This window comes from Acidovorax sp. Root267 (genome assembly GCF_001429215.1).
Taxonomy (GTDB): Bacteria; Pseudomonadota; Gammaproteobacteria; order Burkholderiales; family Burkholderiaceae_C; genus Acidovorax; species Acidovorax radicis.
In genome coordinates this window covers 165351-185306 of record NZ_LMJC01000022.1, presented here as the reverse complement: position 1 = coordinate 185306, position 19956 = coordinate 165351, and the positions used below count along the sequence as shown (strand labels likewise).

The following is a 19956-nucleotide window of genomic DNA, read 5'->3' as shown; positions in this document are numbered from 1 at the left end:
AGTTTGCCGCAAGCCCGTTATGAATAATTATGAATTCAAAACCTGCTACCGTGGCAGGGCGAGAGAGATGCCGAGGAGACACCCACAATGACCGCATACGCCGACTTCTACCGCCAGTCCATCGACCAGCCAGACATTTTCTGGCGCGAGCAGGCCGGGTTGATTGAATGGAAGACCCCGCCCCAGCAGGTGTGCGACTACAGCAACCCACCGTTTGCCAAATGGTTTGTCGGCGGCACCACCAACCTGTGCCACAACGCGGTCGACCGGCACCTGGCAACGCGCGCCGGCCAAAGTGCGCTGGTGGCGATCTCCACCGAAACCGACACCGAGCGCAGCTACAGCTTTGCCGAGCTGCATGCCGAGGTGCAGCGCATGGCAGCCGTGCTGCAGGGCCTGGGCGTGAAGAAGGGCGACCGTGTGCTTATCTACATGCCCATGATTGCCGAGGCCGCCTTTGCCATGCTGGCCTGCGTGCGCATCGGTGCGCTGCATTCGGTGGTGTTTGGCGGTTTTGCCTCGGGCTCGCTGGCCTCGCGCATTGAAGATGCCGAGCCGGTGGCCGTGGTCAGCGCCGATGCCGGGTCACGTGGCGGCAAGGTGGTGCCCTACAAGCCGCTGTTGGACGAGGCTATTGCGCTCTCCAAACACAAGCCCGCCGCCGTGCTCATGATCAACCGGGGCCTGGCGCCCATGCACCTGCAACCGCGCCGCGACCACGACTGGGCGGCGCTGCGCGAGCAGCACCTGAACACCGTGGTGCCCTGCGAATGGGTCGAATCCACCCACCCCAGCTACACGCTGTACACCAGCGGCACCACCGGCAAGCCCAAGGGCGTGCAGCGCGACACGGGTGGCTACACCGTGGCGCTGGCCGCCAGCATGAAGCACATCTTTGATGCGAAAGCGGGCGACGTGTACTTCGCCACCAGCGACATCGGCTGGGTGGTGGGGCACAGCTACATCGTCTACGGCCCTCTGATTGCGGGCATGACCACCATCATGTACGAGGGCCTGCCTACGCGGCCCGACGCGGGCGTGTGGTGGAGCATTGTCGAGAAGTACCAGGTCACCCACATGTTCTCGGCGCCCACGGCGGTGCGGGTGCTCAAAAAGCAGGACCCGGCCTACCTTGCCAAGTACAACGTGAAAAGCCTCAAGGCCCTGTGGCTGGCGGGCGAGCCGCTGGACGAACCCACGGCGCAGTGGATCAGCGACGCGCTCTCGGTGCCCATCATCGACAACTACTGGCAGACCGAAACCGGATGGCCCATCCTGACCCTGGCCAATGGTGTGCAGCAGCAAACCACGCGCTTCGGCAGCCCCGGCAAGGCCATGTACGGCTACCACGTCAAGCTCATCGACGAGAGCAACGGCGAGGAACTGACAGCGCCCAACCAGAAAGGCGTAGTCGCCATCGAAGGCCCGCTGCCCCCCGGCTGCATGCAGACCGTGTGGCGCGACGATGCGCGCTTTGTGAACACGTACTGGAAGAGCATCCCCGGCCGCCTGATCTACAGCACCTTTGACTGGGGCATCCGCGATGCCGACGGCTACCACTTCATCCTGGGCCGCACCGACGACGTGATCAACGTGGCTGGCCACCGCCTGGGTACGCGGGAGATCGAGGAGAGCATTGCCTCCCACCCCAACATCGCCGAAGTGGCCGTGGTGGGCGTGGCCGACAGCCTCAAGGGCCAGGTGGCGATGGCGTTTGCGGTGGCGCGCGATGCCTCGGGCCTGACCCATGAGGCTGCACGCCTCAAGCTCGAAGGCGAGGTGATGAAGCAGGTGGACAGCCAGCTCGGCGCCGTGGCCCGTCCGTCGCGCGTGTATTTTGTCTCTGTGCTGCCCAAGACCCGCAGCGGAAAGCTGCTGCGCCGCGCGCTGCAGGCCGTGGCCGAGCGGCGCGATCCCGGCGATCTGACGACGATGGAAGACCCGGCGGCCCTACAGCAGGTGAAGGATCTGGTGGGGTAACCGGAGCCCATGGGCAGGACCTGCCAGTGCCCTGCGGATTGCGGGGCGAAGCGGGAACAGCCACGGGCTAAGTTGCCGGTTTGGCGACAAAAGCCTGTTTGCCGTGCCGGTCAAACCCGGCTTTTTCGTAAAACCGCAGCGTGCTTTCGTCTTTTCGGCCGGTCATCAGCATCACCTTGTAGCAACACCGCTGCCAGGCCTGCCCGAGCGCATGTGTCAGGATCGCGTGCCCCCAACCTTGGCCACGGTGTGACGCATGCGTGACCACGTTTTCGATGACACCGTAGGGTCGGCAGGCGCGTGTGAGATTTGGAATGACGGTGAGAGTGCAGGTGGAAACCAGCGCACCGTCCACGTAGGCCCCAAAGTATTGAATACGCGGATTCGCAAGCGCCTCCGCCCACACGGCTTCGACTTCATGCACCGGAGGTAGCGGGTCATCGTGTTCGTGCAGATGCTGGTACAGGGTGAGCAGCTGCGTCAGTTCGTGGGCATGCAGTTCGCGAATGCTCATGGGGGTCCCTCAGCGGTGCATGAAAATCTGGAGCGGTATTAAAAAGATAGCTGCTAACGCTTTATGGATAAGCGGTAGAGCCTGTTTTAAATCAAAATTTACACCGGCCGCTGCCGCTGCCACCCCGCCGGCGGCTGCCACCTTGGTATCCAGCCAATGAACTCTTCCAGCGGCATGGGCCGGGCAATGCAATAGCCCTGGGCCTGCATGCAGCCAAGCTGCAGCAGCATCTGCCCTTGCTCCACGGTCTCCACCCCCTCGGCGATCACGCGGTAGCCGAAGGAGCGGGCCAGGCCGATCACGCCCTGCACGATGGCCAGGTCGCCGGGGTCGCCCATCATGCCGTGCACAAAACTCTGGTCGATCTTGAGCGTGTCCATGGGCAGGCGGCGCAGGTAGGTCAGCGACGAGTAGCCGGTGCCAAAGTCGTCCAGCGACACCACCACCCCCAGCGCACGCAGCGCCGTCAGGGTTTGCGCCACGGCAGTCAGGTCGTAGAGCGCAGCGCTTTCGGTGATCTCGATCTCCACCAGGTGGCCGGGCACGCTGGGGTGGCGCGCGATGCACTGGGCCATCCAGTCGGCAAAGTCGGGGTTCTGCAGGTGCTGGGCGGCGATGTTGACGCTCAGCGGCAGGGGTAACCCATGCGCCTGCAACTGCTCCAGGACGGTGAGGGCGGCCTCGATCACCCATTCGCCAAAGTCGATCTCCAGCTCGGTGCCTTCCAGCAGCGGCAGGAACTCGCCCGGTGACACCAGGCCGCGCTCGGGGTGCTGCCAGCGGGTCAGCGCTTCGGCGCCCACCACGGCGCCGCTGCGCATGTCCACCTTGGGTTGCAGGTACAGGGTGAACTGCGCAGCCGCCAGTGCATCGCGCAGGTGGCGGCCTTGCTCGCGCAGCAGCTGCAAAGCGCGTTCCTGCGCAGCGTCGAACTGGTGAAAACGGTTGCGCCCGGCCTGCTTGGCGGCATACATGGCCTGGTCGGCGTGGCGCAGCAGGGCGTCGGCGTCGGCTTCGTCCTGCGGGAACACCGTAAAACCGATGCTGGCAGTGACCACCACACGCTCGGTGTCCAGCGTGTAAGGGGCCGAGATGCTTTCCATCACCCGGTGCAGCATGCGCTCGCAGCCGTCCACGGATTCCAGCTCGGGCATGAGGATCACGAACTCGTCTCCGCCCAGGCGCGCCACCGTGTCCATGGGGCGTAGCGCACGCGTCAAGCGGCCCGCCACCACCACCAGCAGGCGATCGCCCGCTCCGTGGCCCAGGCGGTCGTTCACGGGCTTGAAGCCATCCAGGTCCAGGTAGGCCACGCCCAGCTGCCGGCCGCTCTGGCGGGCCTGGTCCATGCATTCCTGCAGCTTGCGGGCCAGCAGCACACGGTTGGGCAGGCCGGTGAGCGCATCGAACAGGGCCAGCCGCTGCAGCAGCACCTCTTGCTCGCGCTGGGGCGTCACGTCAATGGCCACCCCCAGCATGCGGGCGGGGCGGCCCGCCTCGTCAAAGCCCACGATCTTGCCCAGATTGCGCAGCCACCGCGCGGGGTCGCCCGCCTGGTTCACGCGCAAGGTGGCGTCAAACGGGGTGCCCGGGTGGGCGGTGTGGCGGGCCAGTTCGCTGGTGATGCGGTCGATGTCGTCGGGCGCAATGCCTGCCGTCCATTGCATGGGTGCCAGCGGGGTGCGCGGCGTGTCCAGGCCCCGCATGGCCCGCCAGCGGCTGTCGCCGGTGACGGTGCCGGTCTGCAGGTTCCAGTCCCACAGGCCCAGCGATGCGGCCGAGATGGTGAGCGAGAGCAGTTCCTCGCGCTCGCGCACCTGCTCTTCGTTGCGTTTGCGGTCGGTGATGTCGTGCACCGAGAACAGCCAGCACGGCTCACCATCGAATTCGGTGGCGCGCATGGATTGCAGCACCGTGCGGGGTGGGCCGCCGCGCACGTTCAAGGTGATTTCGTAGCTGCTCAGGTGCCCCGTGCCACCCTCGGCCTCCAGCAGGCGCGCGCGGTCGACCTCGGTGAAGATGCCCAGCTCGATGGCGGTGCTGCCGATCGCCTCCTCGCGCGGGATGCCCAGCATCTCCACCCAGGCTGGGTTGATGTCCACATAGCGCCCGTCACTGCGGTGCGACAGGCCCATGGGGTAGGGCATGAGGTGGAAGATGCGCGAGAAGCGCTCTTCGGACTGGCGCAGGCGCTGTTCGGCGCGTTTGGCCTCGTCGATGTCCTGCATCACGCCGCGCACCCGGGTGACCCTGCCGTTTTCGACCACGGGCTCGCCGCGCGCACGCACCCAGACCAGGCGGCCGTCGGTGTGCTGCACCTCCATCTCCATGCTCCACTCGGAGCGTTCCAAAATGCTCTGGCGGAAGCGCTCGCGCAGCGGCTCGCGGTAGGCGGGGGCCACATGGCGGTCGATGTAGTCGCTGGGCAGCGGCGACCCGGGGGGCAGGCCGTGGATGTCAAAACACACGTCCGACCAGTAGACCAGGCCCTTGCCGCGCTCATCCTCCCAGGCCCCCAGCCGGGCCAGCCGGCCAGCCTGCTGCAGCAGGCCGTTGAGGGCACGCAGCTCGTCGCTGGCGCGGTGGGCTTCGGTCATGTCGTGGAAAACGAAAACAAAACAGTTCTCGCCATCCACAAGCACGGAGCGTGCCGACATCAACCCCGGGATGCGGCCACCTGCGCGCTGCGCCACCAGGGGCAGCCGGTCCACCTTGCCATCGCGGCGGAAGGTTTCCACCAGCCGCTTGCGCTCCTGCTCGGAGGCCCAGATGTTCAGCTCGGTGGAGGTACGGCCGATCACCTCTTCGCGCGGGCGCCCCAGCACCTCGCAGAACGCGGGGTTCACGTCGATGTAGCGGCCGTCCGAGATGCGGGAGATGCCTGCAGGATCAGGCAGCGTCTGGTAGAAGGTCGTGTACTTGGCCTCGGACGAGCGCAACGCATCCTCGGCCGCCCGGTGGGCGGTGATGTCCACGTCCATGCCGATGAGGGCCGCCGGGCGGCCCTGCGCGTCGCGCCGCGCCACCGTGCCACGCGACATGAGCCAGCGCCACTGGCCCTCGGTGTCCATCACCCGGAACTCGGCTTCGTAGTTGTCTTCCAGCCCGTCCATGGCCCGCGCCAGCTTGGGGGCATTGCGTTCGGCATCCTGCGGGTGGCGCCGGGCGTACCAGCGCTGCCACAGGTCCGGTGCGGCCAGATCGGCGGCGGTGATGCCGAAGGTCTCGTAAAAGCTGCCGTGACAGCGAAATTCGCGCCGGACGACATCCCATTCCCAGTGCCCGCCCCCCATGGAGTCCAGCACCAGCCGCAATCGCTGCTCCTGCTGCGCGAGTGTCTGCTGGATGTCGCTGCGCGAAAGCTCGGAGCGCGCCTTGCTGGCCAGCAGCAACCGGCCGACGCCCAGCATGAACACCCCGGCGCCATGGTGCCATGGCAGGTTGCGGGTCAGGTCGGGCGCGCTGCCGGCGGCCCAGAGGCTGCCGGCCACCGCCATGGGCAGGGTCAGCGTCAGCCCGATGAGCGCGGCCCATTTGGGCACATGCAGGCGGTGCCCCACCTTGCGCCACAGCAGCCCGGTGGCCACGGCCGCCGCCAGCACGGCGCTGGCGGGCACCACATCGGACAGATCGGCCGACAGCGCCGCCACCAGGGCGATCAGCGCAGTGACGATGGCCGCAGGGACGCGGAAAAAAAGTGCCAGGAACGCAGCAGCTGTGGGGTAGGCCACCACCCGCAGTTCGGGGGCGTTCCAGCGCAGTGCCTCAAAAGAAATCCAGGACACGAGGCCGCCTGCCAACCCCAGCAGCAGCAAGGTGCGGCGCGATGGGTGCACGGACTCGTGCGGCGGCAGCCAGGCCAGCAACAGCAGCAGCGACATGAGCGCTGTGGCAGCCAGAAGGGTGTTGTTACCCATGGCAATGTGCCTGTGCACCCACCTGCGGTGGGGCGGCTTGAGGCCCGGGAGTACAGGGCGCGCGGCCGGGAATGTGTGTGGCAGTACAGCGCCGCGTGCCGTTGACGGACTTGGTCAGATGGCAAAAGCCCGATGAAAACCCCATGGGCCAAGTTTAGGGCCGTTCTGAAGCGGGCCGGGCCAGCCTGAGTGTCCTGATAAGTCCCGTTGACAACAGGGTGCCGCACACGATCACCAGGGCGCAGCCAACCATCCACGGCGTGATGCGCTCCCCCAGGAACAGTGCGCCATACAGCACGGCAAACACCGGCGCGATGAAGGTCACGGCCAGCGCCCGGCTGGGCCCGGCGCTCTCGATGAGCCGAAAATACAGGATGTAGCCAATGCCCGTGCACAGCACGGCGATGGCGGCGATTGCGCCCCAGGCGTGCAGGCCGGGCATTTGCGCCGGCCAGAACCACAGCGTGGGCACGGCCAGGCCCAGCGCCGCGCCCAGTTGGCTGCCGGTGGCCGTGGCCAGTGGCGGAATGCCCGTGAGGTAGCGCCGTGCAAAGCTGGCCGACAGGCCGTAGAAGCACGATGCCAGCAGGCAGGCCGCAATGGCCCAGCCGGCGCTGTCGCTCTTGAAGCCGGTGCCCGCCGGCGCGCGCCAGGCCAGCAGCGCCACGCCCACAAAACCCAGTGCCAGGCCCACCCAGCGCAGGCGATTGATGCGGTCACCCAGCCACACCCAGGCCACCAGCGCGCCAAACAGTGGCACTGTGGCATTCAGGATGGAGGCCAGCCCGGTCTGGATGTGCATCACGGCCCAGGCAAACAGCGCAAACGGAATGGCAGAGTTGATGACCCCGGCAAACAGGATCGGCCGCCAGTGCTGGCGCAGCGCGGGCCAGTGGCCGTGGCGCAGCATGATGGGCCACAGGAACACGGTGGCCAGTGCCACGCGCAAACCAACCATGGGCAGGGGGCTGAACTCGGCAGCGCCCATTCGCATGAAAAGAAACGATGCGCCCCACAAAGCCGCCAGCAGGATGAATTCTCCGATCCAGGTCGATACAGGCTGGGTTCCCGGGCTGTTCATGCATTTCCTTTGGAGTGGCTTGCGCCGGTGGCGGTTGCGTACGCATTCTCCAGGGTCAGCAAGGCCCTTTTGCGGTCGAGGCCACCGGCGTAGCCGGTAAGGCTGCCGTCCGTGCCCACCACCCGGTGGCAGGGCACGATCACGCTGACCGGGTTGCGCCCCACGGCGGCGCCCACTGCGCGCACGGCCAGGGGACGGCCCAGCTGGCGGCTCAAGGTGCCGTAGCTGGTGGTGGCGCCACGGCCGATGGCCAGCAAGGCGCGCCACACCTCCTGCTGGAACGGCGTGCCACCTGAGAGGTCCAGCGGCAGGTCAAACCCGGCGCGTTCGGCGCGAAGGTATTGCTGAAGCTGGCGTGCTGCTTCCTGCAGCAGCGGGTGGCCGACCGCATCAGCCCAGGCGGCGGGACCATGAAGCTGCAGGCTGGGCTCGTGGCGCTGTCCTTCAAACCAGACACCGGCCAGGCCGGTGGGCGACGCCGCCAGGCGCACGGGCCCCAGCGCGGTGGAGGTGCGCATCTGCACGGTATGGGGATGGAATTGCATGGCTGAATTGGATAGTTTTTTGGATAAATTCGGCAGCCAGCGCTTGGTGGATAAGCGCTAAAAGCTATTATTTTGATAGTGGAGAGGCTGGTGGCACTGCACCCACCAGAGTGCCTGCCGCCCAGGCGCGCAGCACCGCGTAGCTGCGCCAGGGCCGCCATGCCTGCGAGGCCTCGGCAGCGGCGCGGGCCGGGTTCTTGTGCCCTTGCACACCCAAAGCCTTGTGCAGCGCCACGTCCCCGGCCGGGAACGCATCGGGCCAGCGCAGCACGCGCATGGCGATGTACTGCGCGGTCCAGTCACCAATGCCGGGCAGGGCACACAGCGCGGCCGTGGTGGCTGCCACGTCGGCGCCCGCATGCAGCGCCAGGCCCCCGCTGTCCACCGCGCGGGCCAGCGCCACGATGGCGGCCTGGCGCTGGCGCACGATGCCCAGCTGGCCCAGGGTGTCGCCGTCGGCCGCAGCCAGCGTGGCAGCAGTGGGGAACAAGCGGCTCAGTCCGGGCCAGGGCGTGGCGATGGGCTCACCGAGCCGTTCCACCAGCCGCTGGCCCAGGGTGCGCGCAGCGGCCACGGTGATCTGCTGGCCCAGCACGGCACGCACGGCCAGCTCGAAGCCATCGAACGCGCCGGGCACACGCAGCCCGTCCCCGTCCGGGAAATACGGGTGCAGCACGGCGTTGATAGCAGCGGGGTCGGCGTCCAGGTCAAGCATGGCGCGGACGCGGCGGATCACGAGCGGCAGCACCGGGTACAGGCTGTCGCTGGTCTGCAGCAGCACCTGGCGGCGGGCCATGTCAAAGCGTGCGCTGAACCAGCCCGTGGTCTCGCCGGGCAGGACGGTGCCGGTGCCGGTGCCGGTGCCGGGTGCGGGCAGGCGCACCGTGCGGCGCAGCGTGGCCTCCTCCGGGAGCACCCATTCCACCCCGTGGAACTGCCGCCGTTCAAAAAAGGCCAGCAGCGCGGGCACGTCAAAGGGGGGGCGCCAGGCCAGTCGCAAGGTGCTGGTGGGCTGCTCCCCGGCGGTGGCGCCGCTGCGCCGCAGCTGTGTGGGGTTCAGACCGTAGTGCCCCGAAAACGCCGCATTGAATCGCCGCACGCTCGCAAAACCGCTGGCCAAGGCCACCTGGGTGACGGGCATGCGGGTGTCGGTGAGCAGCTGCTTTGCGGTCAGGAGCCGGCGCGTCTGCAGGTATTGCAGGGGCGAAACGCCCAGGGCCGCCTCAAAAATACGGCGCAGGTGCCGGTCGCTCACGCCCAGGCGCTCGGCCAGCCGGGCCACCGTGGCGCTGCCTTCACCATGCGCGGTCGGTGCGGGCCACAGGTCGGGCGCATCCAGCAGGCGCACGGCCTGCTGCACCAGGATGCCGCTGGCGTCCTGCACCGACCACACCAGCGCCTGCGGGGCCAGTTCGGGCCGGCAGCGCAGGCAGGGGCGAAAGCCTGCGCTCTCGGCCTGGGCGGCCAGCACAAAAAAGCGGCAGTTCTCGCGCCGTGGCGTGCGCACGGCGCACACCGGGCGGCAGTAGATGCCGGTGGAGGTCACGGCGGTGAAGAAGTGCCCGTCAAAACGCGCATCGCGCGCCAGCACGGCCAGATAGCGGCCCTCGTCCAGGGGGGTGTCGGTGGCCAAAGTGGCGGGCGGGGTCGGCGGATTCATGGGCTGGATCATAGGAGCCGGGGGTGTTTTCACTGGCCGTTTTCGGACATGTGCCTGCACGCATGCCCGAAGCGGCCCAGGGGGGGCGCCTACAATGCAGCGGACTTCCAAAACCCGTCCAACCCCTTCGCGAAAGGCCCCCTGCGTGCAGCCCACACCCGCCATTTTCAAAGCCTACGACATCCGCGGCATCGTGCCGTCCACCCTGAATGAAGAAGTGGCCCTGGGCCTGGGCCGGGCCTTTGGTACGGCAGCCCGCGCCGAAGGGCAGACCACCGTGGCGGTGGGCCGCGATGGGCGTCTGTCGGGCCCGGCCATCTCGGGTGCGCTGATCCAGGGCTTGGTGGAGGCGGGCATCGAGGTGATTGACGTGGGCCTGGTGACCACGCCGCTCTTGTACTTTGCGGCCAGCACGCTGTGCAACAGCGGTATCCAGGTCACGGGCAGCCACAACCCCAAGGACTACAACGGCTTCAAGATGGTGCTCAATGGCCGTGCCATCTATGGCGAAGAAATCCAGGCCCTGCGCAGCACCATGGAGCAGGAAACCTGGCGGCTGCTGCCCGGCGGCTCGGTGCGCCATGTGGACGTGCTGCCTGCCTACCGCGAGCGCATCGTGGGCGACGTGAAGCTGGCCCGCCCGATCAAGATTGTGGTGGACTGCGGCAACGGCATTGCCGGTGCGTCGGCGCCGGACATCTTCCGCGCACTGGGCTGCGAGGTGATCGAGCTGTTCTCCGAGGTCGACGGCAACTTCCCCAACCACCATCCCGACCCCAGCAAGCCCGAGAACCTGCGCGACCTGATCGAGGCCCTGAAGACCAGCGACGCCGAACTGGGCCTGGCCTTCGACGGCGACGGGGACCGCCTGGGCATCGTGACCAAGGACGGCACCAACATCTTCCCGGACCGCCAGATGATGCTGTTTGCGCAAGACGTGCTCTCGCGCGTGCCCGGCGGCGAGATCATCTTCGACGTGAAATGCACCCAGCGCCTGGCGCCCGCCATTGCGGCGGCAGGCGGCGTGCCGGTGATGTTCAAGACCGGCCACTCACTCATCAAGGCCCGCATGAAAGAGACCCACTCCCCGCTGGGCGGCGAGATGAGCGGCCACATCTTCTTCAAGGAGCGCTGGTATGGCTTTGACGACGGCACCTATGCAGGCTGCCGCCTGCTGGAAATCCTGAGCAAGAGCCGCGACCCGAGCGCCGTGCTCAACGCGCTGCCCACCAGTTTCTCCACCCCCGAGCTGAACGTGGCCTGCGCCGAGGGCGAGCCGCACCGCCTCACCGCCGAGCTGCAGGCCCTGGCGACCGATACCTTCGCCGCGCCCGCCACCATCAGCACCATCGACGGCCTGCGCGTGGACTGGCCCGATGGCTTTGGCCTGATCCGCGCCAGCAACACCACGCCGGTACTGGTGCTGCGTTTTGAGGGCCATACCACCGAGGCCCTGGCCCGCATCGAAGCTGCCATGCTGGCCTTGCTGCACCGGGTCAAACCCGACGCCCACGTGGGCGCTGCCAGCCACTGACGCGGCGCATCCCCGAACCCGCCGCCCCGCAACCCTCTGTCTCCTCATCAAAACACCCCGCATGAAGCCGACCTTGTCCACCCCTTTGCGTGTCGCCGCTGCCCAGTCGCCCTCGGCGCCGGGTGATGTGGCGCGCAACGTGCAGACCCACCTGGCCTTTGTACGGGCGGCGGTGCACGAACGTGTGTTGGTGCTGGTGTTTCCCGAGCTGTCGCTGACGGGGTATGAGCCGAAGCTGCTGGCGGCCAATGTGCTGTCGGCCGACCACCCCGCGCTGGCCCCTTTGCGGCAGGCGGCCCAGCACCACGGCATCACCCTGGTGGTCGGCGCCCCGGCCGCACCGGTGGTGGAGGGCGCATTGCCTGCCATTGGCGCCTGGGTGCTGGGGGCCGACGGCAGTGCGGCGCTATACCGCAAGCGCCACCTGCACGCCAGCGAGGAGCAGTTCGCCAGTGCCGGCACCGACGACGTCCAGGTGCTGCTGCTGGCCGGTGAACCCACGGGTCTGGCCGTGTGTGCCGACATCACGCACCCCGAGCACGCCCTGGCCGCCAGCAATGCGGGCGCTGGGCTGTACGCGGCGGGTGTGCTGATTTCCGAAAAAGCCTACGGGGCCGAATCGGCCCTGCTGCAGGGCTACGCCCGCGACCACGACATGGCGGTGCTGGCAGCCAACTACAGCGGGCCGTCCGGCGGCTATGTGAGCGCGGGCCGCAGCGCCTTCTGGGCGCCCGGTGGCCACTGCGTGGCAGCCGCGCCCGATGACAGCGCCTGCCTGGTGTGGGCTGCGCGGGGCGACAGTGGCTGGACGGGCGGCGTGGTGGAGCTGATCGGCTGATCCTTTCCGAATGAACGCTGCCCGCGCCCTGTATTCGCTGGTGACCTGGTGCGCGCAGCCCTTGCTGCGCCGCAAGCTGCGCCGCCGCGCCATGGCCGAGCCCGGTTATGCCCATGCGGTGGGCGAGCGGTTTGGCCGGTATCCGGTGCCCATGGACAGCATGGTCTCGCACCACAGCATCGACCCGCTGGGGCAATTTGTCTGGGTCCATGCCGTGTCGCTGGGCGAAACCCGTGCCGCCGCGATCTTGCTGACCCAGCTGCGGGAGCAGCTTCCGGGCATGCGCCTGCTGCTCACCCATGGCACGGCCACCGGACGGGCCGAGGGCGAAAAGCTGCTGATGCCCGGCGATGTGCAGGTGTGGCAGCCCTGGGATACGCCCGGCGCCGTGGCGCGGTTTCTACGCACCTTTCGCCCGGCCATCGGCATCCTCATGGAAACCGAGGTCTGGCCCAACCTGGTGGCAGGCTGCCAGCAGCGTGGCGTGCCGCTGGTACTGGCCAATGCGCGTTTCAACGCCAAGTCGCTGCACAAGGCCCTGCGGCTGGCAGCGCTGGCCCGGCCCGCCTATGGGGGCCTGGCCGCTGTCTGGGCGCAGACCGAGGACGACGCCACCCGCCTGCGGACCATCGGTGCCCCGGTGCGCGGCGTGTTTGGCAACCTCAAATTCGACGTGGTGCCCGATGCCACCCAAATTGCCCAGGGCCGGGCCTGGCGCGCCCACACCGGGCGCCCCGTGGTCCTGCTGGCGAGCAGCCGCGAGGGCGAGGAGGCGATGTGGATCGAGAATTTCAAGCAAAAACAGGCGCTAGCGCTTGATGGAAAAGCGCCAAATGCTATCAATAGTGAAGCAAGCGGCGTGCAATGGCTCATCGTGCCGCGACACCCCCAGCGGTTTGACGAGGTGCAGCAGTTGCTCCTGCGCGCCGGACTCACCGTGTCGCGCCGCACCCACTGGTCGGCAGAGCCCGAGGCGGCCGACGTGTGGCTGGGCGATTCACTGGGAGAAATGGCGCTGTACTACGGCCTGGCCGATGTGGCCTTGCTGGGCGGCAGTTTTGCGCCCCTGGGCGGCCAGAACCTGATCGAGGCCGCCGCCTGTGGCTGCCCCGTGGTGCTGGGCCCCCATACCTTCAATTTTTCCGAGGCGGCCGAGCTGGCCTGTGCGGCGGGGGCCGCCCAGCGCGTGCCCGACATGGCCGCGGGCATGGCCCTGGCGGCCAGGCTGGCGACGGATGCCACGCAGCAGGCCGCCGCCAGCGGCCGCGCCACCCGTTTTGCCACGGCGCACCGGGGGGCCGCACGGGCCACGGTGCAGGCCATTTTGGGCATCGTGCAACCCGACATGCCACTTCAGGATTGGTGAGGCTGCCAGCCCCCACCGAGGGCCCTGAACACCGCCACCGCAGCACGGGCAGACTCTGTGCGTGCCTGTGCCCGCGCATCCGACACGCGCAGCAGGCTTTCGTCGGCTTGCAGGACTTCGATCCGGCTCACCACACCTTTCTGATACGCAGCAAATGAAGCGGCTCGCGCCTGGCCCAGCGAGTCAACCCCTTGGCTCAGCGCCGCCGCCTGCTCTTCGCGTTTCACGAGAGCCGAAAACGCATCCTCCACTTCTTGTGTTGCGCGCAGGGCGGCCAAGCGGTATGCGGCCAGCAGCTCGGCTTCCCGGCCTTTGGTCAACTCGATTTGTGCGTTGATGCGCCCGAAATCAAACAATCGCCAGCGCAGGCCCAGCACGCCGGCGGACTGCGTGGCACCGCTGCTGAAAAGGTTGCCCCCGGAAAGGGAGGTCGCACTGCCGATCAAGCCACTCAACGAAAGCTTGGGGTAGTACTCGGCCATGGCGATACCGATGCGCGCGTTCGATCCCGCAAGGCGGCGCTCGGCCGCAATCAGGTCAGGCCGGCGCGTGAGCAATTCGCCCGGCGATCCGGTGCTGACAATTCGCGGAGCGGCGGGAAAGGCCCCAGCAGTCGCCAGGTCGGCCCGGTGGGTTCCGGGGTGTGAGCCCAGCATGACATCCAGGGCGTTCATGGCCGTGTCCAGCCCCGCCTCCAGCACTGGCAAGGCCGCCCGGACTTGGGCAAGCGCACCTTCGGCCTGCCTGCGCTGAAGTTCGGCCGCCAGCCCTTTGCTGTGCAAGAGCGAGACCGTCGAAAACAGCTCTTCCTGGGTCTGAATCTGCCGCCGTGCGAGGTCAAGGCGCATTTGAAGTCCTCGGACGGTGATGTAGACATCGGCTGTCTGCGCGGCCACAGCCAACCGTACCGCCACTGCGGCCGCTTCTGACGCCTGGTACTCGGCCAGTGCGGCTTCGCGCCCACGGCGCAGGCCTCCGGACAAGTCCAGCTCCCAGCTGGCGCCACCGTTCATTTCGTAAGCGCTGCCATGGCGGTTGAAATCCGGCGTGGAATCCAAGACTTGTCCAAGAGGTGTCTCCACGGATTGGTATGCCTTGGCGGCCTGGCCGCTGGCGTAGCCGGACGGTAGCAGCGCAGCGTTCGCAGCCCCCAGCCCTGCACGCGCCTGTGTGACGCGGGCGAACGCCTGCGCGACATCAAGGTTCTGATCGAGCGCCAGTGACACAAACCGGCTCAGCTGCGCATCACCGAAGCCATCCCACCAGACGGCAAGATCCACCGTGCCAGCCGCAGCCCGTTGCTCGACGGTCGTCTGGCCAGGGTACCGTTCCGGCGCGTGCCAGTGAGGGCGCGCGTAGTTCGGGCCCACCGCGCAACCGGCCAAAAGGCAGGCAGCAGTGAGTGCGGCGAGGGTGTGTTTGGTTGGCATGGCAGTTTCCAAGTGTGAATTTGTGACCATAATACCAAATGGTCACTGGTTGTTCATTGAGGAAACTACGGCTAAGCTGCATCCATGAAAAAATCAGACACCCCGGCTGTCCTGACCCGCGGCCCGGCCGACCATGAAGTGAGAGACCAAGTCGTCGCAGCAGCCACCCAGCACTTCAGCCGGTACGGCTATGAGAAGACTACCGTCTCGGACCTTGCCAGAGCCATCGGCTTCTCCAAGGCCTACATCTACAAATTCTTCGAATCGAAGCAGGCCATTGGCGAGATGATTTGCGCCAATTGCCTGCGCGAGATCGAAGGGGAGGTGAGGGCGGCGGTGGCACAAACCGATCTGCCCCCCGAAAAACTGAGGCGGATGTTCAAGACCATCATTGAGGCAAGCCTGCGCCTGTTTTTTCAGGACCGCAAACTGTTTGAGATTGCCACGTCGGCCGCCAGCGAGCGGTGGCCTTCGGTCGTGGCCTATGAGGAGCGCACGCAGAAGCTGATTCAGGACATCCTTCAGGAGGGGCGGCAGAGCGGAGACTTTGAGCGCAAGACGCCCGTGGACGAAACGGCGCTAGCGGTCTACCTCGTGATCCGGCCCTATCTCAACCCTCTGCTGTTGCAGCACAGTTTTGACTACAACCAGGAGGCGCCGGCACATTTGTCGAGCTTGGTTCTGCGAAGTTTGTCCCCTTGATCCAAAAATCCGCTTGTGACTATTGACTAAATTAGTCACAAGAAACAAAATGAAAGTCCTGATCACTTCGTCACTGGGACTTTCATGCTTTGGCGCCGCCTTTCTATCTCTGCCGTCCTCTGCGCATTGCCGTTTGCGCTGATCGCTTGCGGCCATGAGTCGCCGCCCGATCCGCGCACTCAATCACCGCAAGTACGCGTCGCCACGGTCCAAGAGGCCGGCGCCTCGTCGCGAACCTTCACCGGAACCGTAGCGGCCCGGGTTCAGAGCGACCTGGGCTTTCGCGTGCCAGGCAAGGTGCTGGAGCGGCTGGTCGACACAGGGCAGGCCGTCAAACGGGGCCAGGTGCTGATGCGCATCGACCCCGCTGATCTGAGGCTCGCCGTCCATGCGCAGCAGGAGGCGGTGGCTGCAGCCCGGGCACGTGCTCTGCAGACGGAAGGCGACGAGGCCCGCTACCGCGATCTGCGGGGCACGGGCGCGATATCGGCCACGGCCTACGATCAGGCCAAGGCGGCGGCGGACGCTGCGAAAGCCCAACTCAGTGCCGCCGAGGCGCAGGCCGACCTGGCTCTCAACGCGCGCCGCTATGCAGAGCTGGTGGCAGACAGCGATGGCGTGGTCGTGGAAACGCTGGCCGAACCCGGCCAGGTCGTGAACGCCGCTCAAGTGGTGGTGCGAATGGCGCGGGGAGGTCCGCGCGAAGCCGTCGTACAACTCCCGGAAACCGTGCGCCCCGCAGTCGGTTCCGCCGGGCAGGCCACATTGTTTGGCAAAGAGGGCATGGTGGTGCCCACCACGCTGCGGCAGCTTTCGGATGCCGCCGACCGTTTGACCCGCACCTTTGAGGCGCGCTATGTGCTCAGAGGCGAGCTCGCCAACGCCCCCTTGGGCGCCACGGTCAGTGTCCGGATTCTGGATGCGGCGTCTGCTGCGCCTGGCGATCTACTGGTGCCCATTGGCGCGCTGATCGACATGGGCAAGGGCCCGGGAGTCTGGGTCATCCGCGGCGCGCCCGCCAAAGTCTACTGGCAGCCCGTTGTGGTCGGCCACCTGACGGACAGTGGCGCGCGCATCACCGGAAAACTCCAGCAAGGGGAGCAAATCGTTGCGCTGGGTGCGCATTTGTTGCACGAAGGTGATCAAGTGACGGTGGCCGACCGGGCCGATGCCGCTGCAGCAGGAGTCCGCCCGTGAGCGCAAGCCGCTTCAACCTGTCGGCGCTCGCGGTACGCGAGCGCTCCATCACCCTGTTCCTGATCGCCCTCATCACGCTGGCGGGACTGGTGGCATTTCTCCAACTGGGCCGAGCGGAAGACCCAGCCTTCACCGTGAAGGTGATGACCATCGTGACCGCGTGGCCCGGCGCCTCCGCGCAGGAAATGCAGGACCAGGTCGCCGAAAAGATCGAAAAGCGGCTGCAAGAGTTGCGTTGGTACGACCGCTCCGAAACTTACACCCGGCCTGGCCTGGCGTTCACGACGCTGACGTTGCTCGACAGCACGCCACCTTCACAGGTGCAGGAGCAGTTCTACCAAGCCCGCAAGAAGGTGGGGGATGAAGTGGGCAACCTACCGTTGGGTGTGATCGGGCCCATGGTCAACGACGAATACGCGGATGTGACGTTTGCGCTGTACGCGCTCAAGGCGAAGGGCGAGGCACAGCGCCTGCTGGTGCGGGACGCCGAGACGCTGCGCCAGCGGCTTTTGCATGTGCCTGGCGTGAAGAAGGTCAACATTACTGGCGAACAATCCGAGCGCATCTATGTCGAGTTTTCGCACGAACGCCTGGGCACTCTGGGCATCAGCCCGCAGGACGTGTTCGCGGCACTCCACAGCCAGAACGCCCTGACACCTGCAGGGTCCGTTGACACCCAGGGCCCGCAAGTGTTCGTCCGCCTGGATGGCCCGTTCGACGAACTCCAGAAGATCCGCGACACGCCGGTGTCAGCGCAAGGCCGTACCCTCAAGCTGTCGGACATAGCCACGGTCCAGCGCGGCTATGAAGACCCGGCGACCTTCATGATCCGCAATGGTGGCGAGCCTGCGTTGCTGCTCGGCGTTGTCATGCGCGAGGGCTGGAATGGGCTGGACCTGGGCAAGGCGCTGGATGGTGAGGTGAGCGCCATCAACGCTGACCTGCCGTTGGGCATGGGCCTGACCAAGGTCACGGACCAGGCCGTCAATATCAGCGCCTCGGTCGATGAGTTCATGGTCAAGTTCTTTGCCGCACTGCTCGTGGTCATGCTGGTGAGCTTTGTCAGCATGGGCTGGCGCGCAGGCCTGGTGGTCGCGGCTGCCGTGCCACTGACCTTGGCGATCGTCTTCGTGGTGATGGCTGCGACGGGCAAGAACTTCGACCGGATCACGCTGGGTTCGTTGATTCTGGCACTCGGACTCTTGGTGGACGACGCCATCATCGCGATCGAAATGATGGTCGTGAAGATGGAAGAGGGCTACAGCCGTGTGGCCGCGTCCGCTTACGCCTGGAGCCACACCGCTGCCCCCATGCTCTCCGGCACACTGGTCACGGCGGTTGGTTTCATGCCCAATGGCTTCGCAGCATCGACTGCGGGCGAATACACCAGCAACATGTTCTGGATCGTCGGCATTGCGCTCATCGCGTCTTGGGTCGTTGCGGTGGTTTTCACGCCCTACCTGGGTGTCAAGCTGCTACCCGACTTCAAAAAGGTCGAGGGAGGCCATGCCGCGATCTATGACACGCAGCGCTACAACCGCTTGCGCCAGGTGTTGGGGCGCGTGATCGCCCGCAAATGGCTCGTCGCCAGCGCCGTGGTGGGTCTTTTCGTGGTGGCCATCCTCGGCATGGGTATCGTCAAAAAACAGTTCTTCCCGATCTCGGACCGGCCAGAAGTTCTGGTCGAGGTACAGATGCCCTACGGCACATCGATCACGCAGACCAGCGACGCAACCGCAAAGGTGGAGGCATGGCTGGCGAAGCAGGCAGAAGCCAGCATCGTCACAGCCTATGTCGGACAGGGCGCGCCGCGTTTTTACTTGGCGATGAGCCCAGAGCTTCCTGACCCTTCGTTTGCCAAGATCGTGGTCAGCACGGGCAGCCAGGAAGAGCGTGATGCGTTGAAGCACCGGCTGCGCCAGGCAGTTGCCGACGGGCTGGCCCCTGAGGCGCGGGTGCGTGTTACTCAGCTCGTGTTCGGCCCGTATTCACCTTTTCCGGTCGCCTACCGGGTCATAGGCCCCGACACCGACAAGCTTCGCGAAATAGCGGCCGAAGTGCAACAGGTCATGACCACCAGTCCGATGATGCGCACAATCAATACCGACTGGGGTACGCGCACGCCCACTCTGCACTTCACTTTGAACCAGGACCGGCTGCAAGCGCTAGGCCTGACCTCCAGCGCGGTGGCGCAGCAACTGCAGTTCTTCCTGAACGGTGTGCCTGTCACCGCCGTGCGCGAGGACATTCGCACGGTGCAGGTGGTAGCCCGCTCGGTGGGTGCCGTCCGGCTCGACCCTGCGAGGATTGCGGATTTCACGCTGTCTGGCGCCAATGGCCAACGCATACCGCTGTCTCAGGTTGGGAAAGTCGATGTGCGCATGGAGGAGCCCGTCCTGCGCCGGCGCGACCGGATGCCGACGATCACCGTGCATGGCGATATCGCCGATGGCGTGCAGCCTCCAGATGTTTCCACCGCCATCACCGCGCAGCTGCGGCCCGTCATGGACAAGTTGCCAGGCGGCTACCGCATCGAAGAAGCCGGCTCCATCGAGGAGTCGGGCAAGGCGACCCAAGCCATGTTGCCACTCTTTCCCATCATGCTGGCGGCCACGTTGCTCATCATCATCTTCCAGGTGCGCTCGATCTCCGCGATGGTCATGGTCTTTTTGACGAGCCCGCTAGGTCTGATTGGCGTAGTACCCACCCTGCTGGTCTTCGGCCAGCCGTTCGGCATCAATGCGCTGGTGGGCCTGATTGCGCTGTCAGGCATCCTGATGCGCAATACGCTCATCCTGATAGGGCAAATCGATCACAACCAGCAAGAGGGACTGGAACCGTTCCAAGCGGTGGTTGAGGCGACCGTGCAGCGTGCCCGCCCGGTGATCCTGACGGCACTCGCGGCGATCCTGGCCTTCATCCCTCTGACCCATTCGGTGTTCTGGGGGGCTCTTGCGTACACGCTGATTGGGGGCACATTGGCGGGGACGGTTCTGACGCTTGTATTCCTGCCCGCCATGTATTCCATCTGGTTCCGGATTCGGCCCGACAACAACAAACCCCTTGTGGCCAGGGAGACACCGGTGTGAACGGGCGAAAGCGCCCGTCCGCAGACCCGGAAACTGTGCCCAACGGCCCTCGTGTGCCGCTGAGCAGTCTGCATAACCACCTCACCCCCCAAGGAGCCAGCGC

At 66.3% G+C, this 19956-nt stretch carries 13 protein-coding genes; 7 read left to right on the top strand and 6 right to left on the bottom strand.

Annotated elements, in window-relative coordinates; genetic code table 11:
• Positions 1-42 precede the first annotated feature (42 nt).
• On the top strand, positions 43-1980 hold the full coding sequence (locus ASE39_RS14815; RefSeq protein ID WP_282434130.1) for a propionate--CoA ligase: 1938 nt from the start codon (positions 43-45) through the stop codon (positions 1978-1980).
• Positions 1981-2047: 67 nt separating this feature from the next.
• On the opposite strand, the gene ASE39_RS14810 is transcribed toward ASE39_RS14815, so the two are convergent.
• From ASE39_RS14810 to ASE39_RS14790, 5 genes are all read right to left on the bottom strand, one after another.
• A complete protein-coding gene (locus tag ASE39_RS14810; protein ID WP_010458307.1) occupies positions 2048-2494 on the bottom strand; it encodes a GNAT family N-acetyltransferase in 447 nt (148 codons plus the stop codon).
• A gap of 98 nt (positions 2495-2592) precedes the next feature.
• On the bottom strand, positions 2593-6411 hold the full coding sequence (locus tag ASE39_RS14805) for an EAL domain-containing protein (protein WP_057271652.1): 3819 nt from the start codon (positions 6409-6411) through the stop codon (positions 2593-2595).
• 154 nt (positions 6412-6565) lie between these two features.
• Positions 6566-7492, bottom strand: a complete 927-nt coding sequence (locus tag ASE39_RS14800) for a DMT family transporter (RefSeq protein ID WP_057271651.1) — start codon at positions 7490-7492, stop codon at positions 6566-6568.
• Positions 7489-8037: a methylated-DNA--[protein]-cysteine S-methyltransferase gene (locus ASE39_RS14795; protein ID WP_057224380.1), complete on the bottom strand. Its 549-nt coding sequence runs from the start codon at positions 8035-8037 to the stop codon at positions 7489-7491. The genes ASE39_RS14800 and ASE39_RS14795 overlap by 4 nt, the downstream gene beginning before the upstream one ends.
• A 67-nt stretch (positions 8038-8104) precedes the next feature.
• Positions 8105-9709 carry a DNA-3-methyladenine glycosylase 2 family protein gene (locus ASE39_RS14790; protein WP_057271650.1) on the bottom strand — a complete coding sequence of 535 codons (1605 nt, stop codon included), beginning with the start codon at positions 9707-9709 and terminating at the stop codon, positions 8105-8107.
• 133 nt (positions 9710-9842) lie between these two features.
• On the opposite strand from ASE39_RS14790, the gene ASE39_RS14785 reads away from it, so the two are divergent.
• The 3 genes from ASE39_RS14785 to ASE39_RS14775 all read left to right on the top strand — a co-directional run bounded on the left by ASE39_RS14785 (position 9843) and on the right by ASE39_RS14775 (position 13435).
• Positions 9843-11231 carry a phosphomannomutase/phosphoglucomutase gene (locus tag ASE39_RS14785; RefSeq protein ID WP_057271649.1) on the top strand — a complete coding sequence of 463 codons (1389 nt, stop codon included), beginning with the start codon at positions 9843-9845 and terminating at the stop codon, positions 11229-11231.
• Between the two features lie 61 nt (positions 11232-11292).
• Positions 11293-12069, top strand: coding sequence for a carbon-nitrogen hydrolase family protein (locus tag ASE39_RS14780; protein ID WP_082606762.1), 777 nt, complete (start codon positions 11293-11295; stop codon positions 12067-12069).
• A 10-nt stretch (positions 12070-12079) separates the two neighbouring features.
• Complete coding sequence (locus tag ASE39_RS14775; RefSeq protein WP_057271648.1) at positions 12080-13435, top strand: 3-deoxy-D-manno-octulosonic acid transferase; 1356 nt, start codon at positions 12080-12082, stop codon at positions 13433-13435.
• Here ASE39_RS14775 and ASE39_RS14770 read toward each other — a convergent pair.
• Positions 13423-14865: a TolC family protein gene (locus ASE39_RS14770; RefSeq protein ID WP_057271647.1), complete on the bottom strand. Its 1443-nt coding sequence runs from the start codon at positions 14863-14865 to the stop codon at positions 13423-13425. The genes ASE39_RS14775 and ASE39_RS14770 overlap by 13 nt on opposite strands.
• Before the next feature lie 84 nt (positions 14866-14949).
• On the opposite strand from ASE39_RS14770, the gene ASE39_RS14765 reads away from it, so the two are divergent.
• The 3 genes from ASE39_RS14765 to ASE39_RS14755 all read left to right on the top strand — a co-directional run bounded on the left by ASE39_RS14765 (position 14950) and on the right by ASE39_RS14755 (position 19853).
• A complete protein-coding gene (locus tag ASE39_RS14765; RefSeq protein ID WP_010458298.1) occupies positions 14950-15567 on the top strand; it encodes a TetR/AcrR family transcriptional regulator in 618 nt (205 codons plus the stop codon).
• Positions 15568-15651: 84 nt separating this feature from the next.
• Positions 15652-16764 carry an efflux RND transporter periplasmic adaptor subunit gene (locus tag ASE39_RS14760; RefSeq protein WP_057271646.1) on the top strand — a complete coding sequence of 371 codons (1113 nt, stop codon included), beginning with the start codon at positions 15652-15654 and terminating at the stop codon, positions 16762-16764.
• Complete coding sequence (locus tag ASE39_RS14755; protein ID WP_057271645.1) at positions 16761-19853, top strand: efflux RND transporter permease subunit; 3093 nt, start codon at positions 16761-16763, stop codon at positions 19851-19853. The genes ASE39_RS14760 and ASE39_RS14755 overlap by 4 nt, the downstream gene beginning before the upstream one ends.
• The last annotated feature ends 103 nt before the right edge of the window (positions 19854-19956 follow it).